Source organism: Roseateles sp., from assembly GCF_052436255.1.
Classification (GTDB): domain Bacteria; phylum Pseudomonadota; class Gammaproteobacteria; order Burkholderiales; family Burkholderiaceae_C; genus Pelomonas.
Genome location: NZ_JBQVNP010000168.1, coordinates 1 through 10221, shown reverse-complemented (window position 1 = coordinate 10221; position 10221 = coordinate 1). Strand labels below are relative to the sequence as shown.

Sequence of the window (10221 nt, the reverse complement as noted above, 5' to 3'; positions counted from 1 at the left end):
GGCGCTCCGCGTCCGACTTCTGATGTACAACCACGTGCGCGAGCTCGCTTTTTTCATCCTCGGCTTTGGGCGCCGACCGAATTTTGAGCGCCACAAAATTCGGTCGGCGCCAACAATCGTGTGCAGCAGGCGCGCATGCTTGAGTGGAACTACGTTCATGCTGCGAGCTGCGCCAGATCGTTGCCGAACGACCAGTTCTCTCGACTGGATTCGACGAGGTTGATGATGACGTCCTCCGGATTGACGTCAGCCATTGCGTGGGCGTGAGCGACGATGGCAGCGAGAAGCGTTCGCCTCCGTTCATCGGTGCGCCCCGGCGCGCAGGTGATCTGCACGAACACGGCGTCAGCCGAATGTCGAATACCCAGGAAAGCTGGCGTAACCCGGAGTTGAGAACCGGCGGTGTGCACCGAGAAGGCTTGAAACATGTCGTCCGGCGGAACGTCGAACGCTTCCATGAGCGCTCGATGGACCGAGTCGCCGAGATGCTCGATCCGCTCTTGGTTGAAGTCCCGGCCATGAAAGATGTGGACGAACGGCATGAAGGTGATTCCTGTTGAGAAGGTGGAGGCTGGCGAGCGCGTACTCGCCAGCACGTTGAAGAGCCCTGTCGGTTACATCAGCCCTTCGCCAGGGCCTCCATCAGCTCAGCGTTCGTCAAAGCCTCGCCGCCGATGCCCCAGGTGCCATCAACGGCATGCTTCACGTTGACCCAAATCTGCTCCCGCGGCTGGCGCCCCTCGCAGGCCTCTTCGACGATGTCCGTTGCCTCCTTCACGTAGGCTCGCTGGACTTCCCGGGACGTGAAGGCGAAGGACGGTGTGAGCCACTCCACGACCACGATGGGCTGCGGTTCGAGTCCGCAGAAGCTGCTGCCAGCAGGCACGGTCTGCACATGGCCGACGACGTTGGGCGTCAACGCACGGTTTCCGGACAGGCTGTGAAGACGAAGAAACAACTCGGAGAGGCGGGAGACGGTGGCCGCGTATCGACTGGGTGGGATCAGTCCTTCGGTAGCGATGAGGGTCAGAGGCATAACGTTGCTCCAGTTAAAAAGGTAGTAACGGCGTTCACATAACGACCGTTATTTAACTATACATAGCGCTCGTTATCCGATTGCTATCATGGGTCTTTGCCATGGCGGATCGCGCGATGAGAAGCGAGCAGAAGGAGCAGACGCGCCAGCGGATGCGGCAGGCCGCAGCCGAAGGCTTTCGAAGCCAGGGCTACGGCATTGGTGTGGATGGACTGGCCAAACGTGCAGGCGTGACGTCCGGGGCGTTCTATGCGAACTTCAGTTCGAAGGCTGATGCGTTTCGAGAGGCGGTGGCCTTCGGGATGGATGAATTGCTTGGCGGCATCAGGTACTTTCAGGATGAGCGTGGCCAAGCGTGGTGGCCCGAGTTCGTCCGGTTTTACCTCGGCGAGAAGCTAAGCTGCGACCTCGCACAAAGCTGCAGCCTCCAAACTCTCACGCCGGAACTGGCTCGCGCTGACGACGAGACCAAGGGCGTGTTTCAGGAAAAGCTGCAGGCCATCGCGGCAGCCATCGTTGAAGGTCCAGACTCGCCGGCGAAGCCAGTCACGCCGGAGGCTGCCCTTACCGCTCTGGCTTCACTGATTGGAACGGTGACGATGGCGCGAGCCATGGGTGATGTGCAGATGGCGCAGGCTTTAGCGGGCGCGATGCGGCAGCAGTTGTTAGCGGACTATGCGTAGCGGCGCGTGTGGCATCCGAGTTCTTGACTAAGTGGAGCGGCATCGCTCGAGTCCCAATGACAGCAATGGGACCGACAGCGTACGCACGACAAACGGCGCCGACCGTCCGAGAACGCTGCTGCGTCGCCCTTCGTCGTCGGTCTCGACCTTCCGCTTCGGGCACTTTGTTGACTCTCAGGCGCCGACCGCGAGCGACCGCACCAAGCCTTGATCGGTCATCGCCATCCCGACACCCGCTACCCCGGCGAAATCCGGGGAACGGCAAGTGAAGCGCTGAGTGAGAAGAACGCCCGCAAGTTCAGACTTGAATGAAAGCCAGTTCAGAAGCCCGGGCGTAGCCGCTGCCAGCGCCTCGATTCAATGGCCTCAGCTTTCGGGGGCTTGAGCGAGGCCGCCACCAGGCAGCCCAGGCCCGGCCGCCGCCGGATCTGCCGCTGATCTTCAGGGCCGCGACCGCTTCTTGATCAGGTCGAGGCCGGCCTTGGCCAGGCCGATGGAGCGCTTGGCCGCGCCCTGGACCTGGGCCGTCGCTTGGGCGGCCGCATTGGCCGCTGCATCCGGCAGCTTGTCCTGCGCCCACGACGCGGCCTTGCTGACCGACTGCTGGACCTGCGCTGCCGTCCCACCGGCTGCGGCCTGCAATTGCTCGGGCGTTGGCAGGCGCTCGCGCGTCCAGTCGGCGGCGTCCTTGGCCGAGCTGCCCAGCTGCACGGCCGCTTTCTGCACCGACTGCTGGACCTGCGTGGCCGCCGTGCCGGCCGCGGCCTGCAGTTGCTCGGGCGTGGGCAGACGCTCACGCGTCCATTCGGCGGCGTCCTTGGCCGACTGTCCGAGTTGCCCGGCCGCCTTGCCGGCTTCCGCCCGGGCACCGAGCCAGGCCTTGGTGAGCGTGCCGTCCGACGTCTGCTGCAGCAGCACCAGGCTGGCGGCCAGCGCCTCTTCCTCGACCGCAGTCAGCGGCCCGCCGGCTTGCAGCAGCTTGCGCAGGAACTGGCCCAGGTCGGCGGCGATGGCCTCGTGGTTGCAATCGGGGTTGGCATGCAGGAAGGCGGACAGCTCGGCCGCCATGTCCTCCACCGATCCGTCCATGATGCCCGGCTCGATCTGTGCAATGGCGCGCGCCACGAAGGTGGGGTCCAGCCCCCACTCCGCCACCAGGTGCTCGACAAGCGCGGCCCGCTCGGCGGGCTCGATGCCACCATCCACCGCGGCCAGGCGCAGGGCCAGCGGCGCGATCAGGTCGAAGAGCGCCAGGCCCAGCGTGTCCAGCGGCGTGTTCAGGAACCTCGGGATTTCGATGACCCGCGTGCCCTTGGTATTGCCCAGCCATCGGTACAGGCCGTAGCAGGCGCCGCCCGAGGCCAGCGCCGCGAACGCCACCCAGCCGACGGGGGTTGCTGCAGCGCCAATCCCCAGGACGCCAGACTTGACGATGGCCGCGCCCGCGCCCGCGGCACCCAGCACGTCCCAGACCTCACGGGTGCGGTTGATCATGCGCAGCGACGCATAGGCGTTCTCGCCGATGGCCAGCTTGGCCTTGAAGCGCAGGGGCTCTGCGACGACCCGCTGCACGCCGTCGAAGGCGCCGGACGCGGCCACCCGGTACGCGCCGACTTCGGGGCCTGTGTTGTCACCGTCCTTCACTGTCGCTCCAACCGCTGATCCGCATCAGCGCGGCCAAAGTATGGCGCGCCCCGCTCAGGTCACCGGCGCCGGGTTGAACAGCACCAGGCTGTTGTGCAGCTTCCAGTGCTCGGCCCAGGTCTTCCTGCGGCCACTGGCCACGTCCAGCAGCAGGCGGAACATCTCCCAGCCGGTCTCTTCAATCGTGGCCTCGCCATCGGCGATGCGGCCGGCGTTGATGTCCTTCAGGTCGTGCCAGCGGCGCGCCAGGTCCGTGCGCGTGGCGACCTTGACGACGGGGCATTCGGCCAGGCCGTAGGGCGTGCCGCGGCCGGTGGTGAAGATGTGCAGGTTCATGCCGGCCGCCAGCTGCAGCGTGCCGCAGATGAAGTCGCTGGCAGGCGTGGCGGCGTAGACGAGGCCGCGCTGGTCGGGTCGCAGCTTCTCGCCCGGGGCCAGCACGTGACTGATGGCCGAGCTGCCGCTCTTGATGATGGAGCCCATCGCCTTCTCGGCGATGTTGGAGAGGCCGCCGGCCTTGTTGCCGGGCGTGGTGTTGGCCGAGCGGTCGACGCGGCCGCGGTCAAGGTAGCGGTCGTACCAGCCGAGTTCGCGAATGATGGCGTCGGCGACTTCTGGCGTGGCGGCACGGCTGGTGAGCTGCTCGACGGCGTCGCGCACCTCGGTGTTCTCGCTGAACATGATGGTCGCGCCCGCGCGCACCAGCAGGTCGGCGCAGAAGCCCACCGCCGGGTTGGCCGTCACGCCGGAGAAGGCGTCGCTGCCGCCGCATTGCACGCCGACGACCAGCTCACTCGCGGGCACGGTCTCGCGACGGCGGGCGTTCAGGCGCGCCAGGTGCGGCCTGGCGCTGCCCACGATGTCGTCGAGCATTGACATGAAGCCGACGTGGGCGTCGTCCTGCAGGCAGACGGTGTCCAGTTCGCCGCGCTCGTCCGTGATCGGGAAGGAACCCGGCGGCAGCAGGCGGGCGGGCTGCAGCTTCTCGCAGCCGAGGCTCACCACCATCACCTCGCCGCCGAAGTTGGGGTTCAGCGAGATGTTCCTCAGCGTGCGGATGGGGATGACGGCGTCCGGCGCGTCGATGGCCACGCCGCAGCCGTAGCTGTGCTCCAGGCCGATGACGTCGTCGACGTTGGGGTAGTGCGGCAACAGCTCGGCCTTGATGCGCGCCACGGCCTGGGCGACGACGCCGGCGACGCATTGCACCGTCGTCGTGATGGCGAGGATGTTGCGCGTGCCGACCGAGCCGTCACGGTTGCGGTAGCCCTCGAAGGTGTAGCCGGTCAGCGGCTCGGCGGCCGGCGGCTTGACGGTGGCGATGGGCAGGCCCTCCAGCGCGCGGGCGGCGGGCATCTGAAGCAGGCGCTCGTGCACCCATCTGCCGGCGGGGATGGCTTTGAGCGCATAGCCGATGGGCACGCCGTAGCGCAGCACCACCTCGCCCTCGGCGATGTCGCGCAGCGCAAGCTTGTGGCCCTGCGGCACCTTGTCGCGCAGCACCAGCCCAGCGCCGGGCGCGCCATCGGGCAGCACGGTGCCTGGCGGCAGCCCGCCGTCGTTGGCAACGATGGCGACGTTGTCTTCGGCGCGCATGCGCAGCGTCAGAGGCGGACGGGGGGAAACATCAGGCATGGCGGCGGTGAGCGTTGCTAAAGTTGTTGTCATACGTCGTCTAGTTGTCGTACAACCAGCCTGACTTTAGACGTCTCGCTCGCTTCACTACTCCGGGATAACCCTTGAACCAACCCTTCGGACGCCGGCGGCCACGCACGCTGGCCCTTGAACTGGTCGACTCGCTCGGTGATCGCATCCGCGCCGGTCAACTGCAGGCCGGCGACAAGCTGCCCACCGAGGCGGCCATCATGGGCGAGTTTGAGGTCAGCCGCACCGTTGTGCGCGAGGCCATCTCCAAGCTGCAGGCGGCCGGCCTGGTTGAAACGCGCCACGGCATCGGCACATTTGTTCTCGGGCCGGGCGACGGGCCGTCGTTCAAGATCACGCCGGAGCAGTTCAGCACCCTGCAGGACGTCATCGCCGTACTGGAACTGCGCATCGGCCTGGAGACCGAGGCCGCGGGGCTGGCCGCCCAGCGCCGCAGTGAAGCCAATCTCCTCGCCCTGCGCAGGGCGCTGGACGAGATCATCGCCGCGGTCGAGACGGGTAACGATTCGGTCGCCGCCGATTTCCAGTTCCACCTGGAAATCGCCCGGGCCACCCAGAACGGCCACTTCGCCGAGCTGATGGCGACGCTGGGCAGCCAGATCATTCCGCGCGCCCGGCTGGAACCCACCCCCGACATGAGCGCGGAGCGGCTGGCCTATATGCGCCGCGTTAACGTCGAGCATGAAAGCATCTTCGACGCCATTGCCAGCCAGGATGCCGAGTCGGCGCGCGCCGCCATGCGCACCCACCTGAGCAACAGCCGCGAACGCCGCCGCAGGGCGCAAGCCGACATGGACTGAATGAGTTCAAAGGCAACCCAGAGACACTGAGGAGGACTGAAAAGCCTTTGTTATTTCTCTGTGCCTCTGTGCCTCTGCGGTTGCATTTCCGACTTGGCTTTTGTGCAGCGCCGGCAGCAGCGATTCACGGGTTATCCCTAGTACTGCTGGATTTAAACCAAGTTGTACGATGACCTACAACTTGTGAATCACCACGGAGACCTGTCCATGTCGCCCCAAGAACTCAAGGCCGTCCTCGAAGCCGGCCTGCTGTCCTTCCCGCTGACCGACTTCGATGCGCAGCTGAACTTCGCGCCCAAGCCGTATGCCGAGCGCCTAGAGTGGCTGCAGCCCTACGGCGCCTCGGCGCTGTTCGCGGCGGGCGGTACGGGTGAGTTCTTCTCGCTGGAACCGGGCGAGTACAGCGACGTCATCAAGGTGGCGCTGGACACCTGCCGGGGCCGCACGCCCATCCTGGCCGGCGCGGGCGGCGGCACCCGTGTGGCCATCCAGTACGCGCAGGAAGCCGAACGCCTGGGCGCGCAGGGCGTGCTGCTGCTGCCCCACTACCTGACCGAAGCGAGCCAGGACGGCCTGATCAATCACGTCGAGGCCGTCTGCAAGAGCGTCAAGTTCGGCGTCGTCGTCTACAACCGCGGCGCCTGCAAGCTCACGCCCGCGTCGCTGAAGGTTCTGGCCGACCGCTGCCCGAACCTGATCGGCTTCAAGGACGGCCTGGGCGACATCGAGAAATTCGTCTCGATCCGCCAGACGCTGGGTGATCGCTTCGCCTACCTGGGCGGCCTGCCCACGGCCGAGCTGTTTGCCGGCGCCTACAAGGCGATGGGCTGCCCGGTCTACTCGTCGGCCGTCTTCAACTTCATCCCCAAGACGGCGATGGCGTTCTACAACGCCCACGCGGCGGGCGACACCGAGACGACGAACCGCCTGGTGCGCGACTTCTTCATCCCCTACGTGGCGCTGCGCAACAAGGGCGAGGGCTATGCCGTGTCCATCGTGAAAGCCGGCGCCACGCTGGTGGGCCACACGGCCGGCCCGGTGCGCCCGCCGCTGTCGGACCTGGCGCCCGCTGAGGTGGACCAGCTCAGCGCGCTGATCGCCAAGCTCGGCCCGCAATAAACACCCCACAAGTTCACTCGGAGACACCCATGAAGAAACTGCTGACCGCATTGCTGCTCGGTGCCGCTGGCGCCACCGCTGCCGTGGGCCAGGCCTGGCCCGCCAAACCCGTCACGCTGCTGGTGCCCTTCCCCCCCGGCGGCTCCACCGACGCCATCGCACGCCTGTTGGGCAACAAGCTGCAGGAAAGCATCGCCGGCAGCAGCTTCGTCGTCGACAACCGCGGCGGTGCGGGCGGCACCATCGGCACGGCCATGGTCAAGCGCGCGCCGGCCGACGGCTACACCGTGCTCGTCACGTCACTGGGCCCCTTGGTCATCGGCCCGCATCTGCTGAAGAACCTGCCCTACGACCCGACCAAGGACCTCGACTACATCACCGTCGCCGTGCAGGCGCCCAACGTGCTGGTCGTGCCCGCCGCGTCGCCGCACAAGAGCATGGCCGAGGTCATCGCCTTCCTGAAGGCGCACCCCGAGAAGATGAGTTTCGGCACCTCCGGCAACGGCTCCAGCGACCACATCACCGCCGAGCTGTTCTGGCAGCAGACGGGCACCACCGGTCTGCACATCCCCTACAAGGGCGGCGGCCCGGTGATGACCGACCTGCTGGGCAACCAGGTCGACTCCAGCTTCATGAACATCAACACCGCGCTGCCGCAGATCAAGGCCGGCAAGCTGCGCGCACTGGGCATCACCAGCGCCGGCCGCTCGCCGGCGCTGCCGGACGTGCAGACCATGGACGAGCTGGGCATCAAGGGCTTGCAGGTGTACTCGTGGCAGGCGGTGGCGGCGCCCAAGGGCCTGCCCGCCGACACCAAGGCCAAGCTGCATGCCGGCATCGTCAAGACATTGAACGCGCCGGACGTGAAGCCAAAGCTGCTGGAGCAGGGCTTCGAGATCGTCGCCAACACGCCCGAGCAGTTCACCGCCTTCCAGGCGTCGGAATTTGCACGCTGGAAGAAGGTCATCGAGGACCGCAAGATCACGGCAGATTGATTCCATGCATGCCACGCCCGTCATCAAAGAGCTGCGTGTCGTGCCCGTCGCCGGCCGCGACGGCATGCTGCTCAATCTCAGCGGCGCGCACGCGCCCTTCTTCACCCGCAACCTCCTGATCCTGACCGACAGCGCCGGGAACACCGGCGTGGGCGAGGTGCCCGGCGGCGAGAAGATCCGCCAGACGCTGGAAGACGCACGCCAGCTCGTCGTCGGCCAGCCTGTCGGCTCGCACCAGGGCCTGCTTCAGGCCGTGCAGAAGGCCTTCGCGGACCGCGACTCGGGCGGCCGCGGACAGCAGACCTTCGACCTGCGCACCACCATCCACGCCGTCACCGCCATCGAGTCGGCGATGCTGGACCTGCTCGGCCAGCACCTCGGGCTGCCCGTCGCGGCGCTGCTCGGCGAAGGCCAGCAGCGCGACGCAGTGGAGATGCTGGGCTATCTGTTCTTCGTCGGCGACAAGGGCAAGACCGACCTGCCCTATCACTCGGAACCCGACGCCGACAACGACTGGTGCCGCCTGCGGCATGAAGCGGCGATGACGCCCGACGCGGTCGTCAAACTGGCCGAAGCCGCCCGCGAGCGCTACGGCTTCAACGACTTCAAGCTCAAGGGCGGCGTGCTGCGGGGCGACGAAGAGGTCGAGGCCATCCGCGCGCTGCACGAGCGCTTCCCCGACGCCCGCGTGACGCTGGACCCCAACGGCGGCTGGCTGCTCAAGGACGCCGTCCGCCTGCTGCGCGACCTGCGCGGTGTCATCGCCTATGCGGAGGACCCCTGCGGCGCCGAAGACGGCTTTTCGGGCCGCGAGGTGATGGCCGAGTTCCGCCGCGCCACCGGCCTGCCGACGGCCACCAACATGGTCGCCACCGACTGGCGCCAGCTGACGCACGCGCTGGCGCTGCAGAGCGTGGACATCCCGCTGGCCGATCCGCACTTCTGGACCATGGCCGGCTCGGTGCGCGTGGCGCAAAACTGCCGCGACTGGGGCCTGACCTGGGGCTCGCATTCCAACAACCACTTCGACATCTCGCTGGCAATGTTCACGCATGTCGGCGCCGCAGCGCCCGGCAAGGTCACCGCCATCGACACGCACTGGATCTGGCAGGACGGCCAGCGGCTGACGAAAGAGCCGTTGCAGATCGTCGGCGGCCATGTGCAGGTGCCGAAGAAGCCGGGCCTGGGCGTGGAGCTGGACATGGTGGAAGTCGAGAGGGCTCATGCCCTCTACAAGCAGCATGGTCTTGGCGCCCGCGATGATGCGATCGCGATGCAATACCTGATTCCGGGCTGGAGCTTCAACCCCAAGCGGCCCGCACTGGACCGCTGAATTCAAAGGCAACCACAGAGACACAGCGGACTCAAAGAGGCATCTGCTCTGTGCCTCTGTGGTTGCATTCAAGGACCCCACCATGCACAAGAACCTCATCAACGGTGAATGGCTGGACGGCCACGCCGTCTCCCGCAACATCAACCCGTCTGACACGCGCGACCTGGTCGGCGAGTACGCCCAGGCCGATGCGGCCCAGGCCGAACTCGCCATCACGGCCGCCACCGCCGCCTTCCCGGCCTGGAGCCTGTCCACACCGCAGCAGCGCTTCGACATCCTCGACGCCGTCGGCACCGAGATCCTGGCCCGCCGCGCCGAGCTGGGCGACCTGCTGGCCCGCGAGGAAGGCAAGACCCTGGCCGAAGCCATCGGCGAGGTCGCCCGCGCCGGCTACATCTTCAAGTTCTTCGCCGGCGAGGCGCTGCGCCCGGGCGGCGAGACCCTGCCCTCCGTGCGCCCCGGCGTCGGTGTCGAGGTCACCCGTGAAGCCGTCGGCGTCGTCGGCCTGATCACGCCGTGGAACTTCCCCATCGCGATTCCCGCCTGGAAGATCGCGCCAGCGCTGGCGTTCGGCAACTGCGTCGTCTTCAAGCCGGCCGACCTCGTGCCCGGCTCGGCCTGGGCGCTGGCCGAGATCCTGTCGCGCAGCGGCCTGCCGGCCGGCGTGTTCAACCTCGTCATGGGCCGCGGCTCGGTCGTCGGCGAAAAGCTGCTGCACGACCCGCGCGTGGCCGCCATCAGCTTCACCGGCTCGGTCGGCACGGGCCAGAAGGTCGCTGCCGCCTGCGTGGCCCGCATGGCCAAGTTCCAGCTGGAGATGGGCGGCAAGAACCCGATGATCGTGCTGGACGACGCCGACCTGGGCGTGGCCGTCAACGCGGCCGTCAACAGCGGCTTCTTCTCCACCGGCCAGCGCTGCACCGCCTCGTCGCGCCTCATCGTCACC

Annotated in this window: 10 protein-coding genes; 6 read left to right on the top strand and 4 right to left on the bottom strand. The window is 67.0% G+C overall.

The window, feature by feature from the left end:
- Window positions 1-155: 155 nt before the first annotated feature.
- Both ACT6S0_RS23980 and ACT6S0_RS23975 read right to left on the bottom strand, forming a co-directional pair.
- Window positions 156-542, bottom strand: coding sequence for a tautomerase family protein (locus ACT6S0_RS23980; protein WP_444766285.1), 387 nt, complete (start codon window positions 540-542; stop codon window positions 156-158).
- Window positions 543-619: 77 nt separating this feature from the next.
- Window positions 620-1036: a tautomerase family protein gene (locus tag ACT6S0_RS23975; RefSeq protein WP_444766284.1), complete on the bottom strand. Its 417-nt coding sequence runs from the start codon at window positions 1034-1036 to the stop codon at window positions 620-622.
- Window positions 1037-1152: 116 nt separating this feature from the next.
- On the opposite strand from ACT6S0_RS23975, the gene ACT6S0_RS23970 reads away from it, so the two are divergent.
- Complete coding sequence (locus ACT6S0_RS23970) at window positions 1153-1719, top strand: TetR/AcrR family transcriptional regulator (RefSeq protein ID WP_444766283.1); 567 nt, start codon at window positions 1153-1155, stop codon at window positions 1717-1719.
- A gap of 441 nt (window positions 1720-2160) precedes the next feature.
- On the opposite strand, the gene ACT6S0_RS23965 is transcribed toward ACT6S0_RS23970, so the two are convergent.
- Both ACT6S0_RS23965 and garD read right to left on the bottom strand, forming a co-directional pair.
- Window positions 2161-3363: a tellurite resistance TerB family protein gene (locus ACT6S0_RS23965; protein ID WP_444766282.1), complete on the bottom strand. Its 1203-nt coding sequence runs from the start codon at window positions 3361-3363 to the stop codon at window positions 2161-2163.
- 54 nt (window positions 3364-3417) lie between these two features.
- Window positions 3418-4959: a galactarate dehydratase gene (garD, locus tag ACT6S0_RS23960; RefSeq protein ID WP_444766281.1), complete on the bottom strand. Its 1542-nt coding sequence runs from the start codon at window positions 4957-4959 to the stop codon at window positions 3418-3420.
- Between the two features lie 143 nt (window positions 4960-5102).
- Between garD and ACT6S0_RS23955 the strand changes: the two genes are divergently transcribed.
- The 5 genes from ACT6S0_RS23955 to ACT6S0_RS23935 form a co-directional block, all read left to right on the top strand.
- Window positions 5103-5828 (top strand): FadR/GntR family transcriptional regulator, encoded by a 726-nt coding sequence (locus ACT6S0_RS23955; protein ID WP_444766280.1) that lies wholly within the window; start codon window positions 5103-5105, stop codon window positions 5826-5828.
- Window positions 5829-6035: 207 nt separating this feature from the next.
- Window positions 6036-6947: a 5-dehydro-4-deoxyglucarate dehydratase gene (gene kdgD / locus ACT6S0_RS23950; protein WP_444766279.1), complete on the top strand. Its 912-nt coding sequence runs from the start codon at window positions 6036-6038 to the stop codon at window positions 6945-6947.
- A 29-nt stretch (window positions 6948-6976) separates the two neighbouring features.
- On the top strand, window positions 6977-7942 hold the full coding sequence (locus ACT6S0_RS23945; protein ID WP_444766278.1) for a Bug family tripartite tricarboxylate transporter substrate binding protein: 966 nt from the start codon (window positions 6977-6979) through the stop codon (window positions 7940-7942).
- A gap of 4 nt (window positions 7943-7946) precedes the next feature.
- Window positions 7947-9275, top strand: coding sequence for a glucarate dehydratase (gudD, locus tag ACT6S0_RS23940; protein WP_444766277.1), 1329 nt, complete (start codon window positions 7947-7949; stop codon window positions 9273-9275).
- 82 nt (window positions 9276-9357) lie between these two features.
- On the top strand, window positions 9358-10221 hold an 864-nt coding region (locus ACT6S0_RS23935), incomplete at its 3' end, for an aldehyde dehydrogenase family protein (protein ID WP_444766276.1).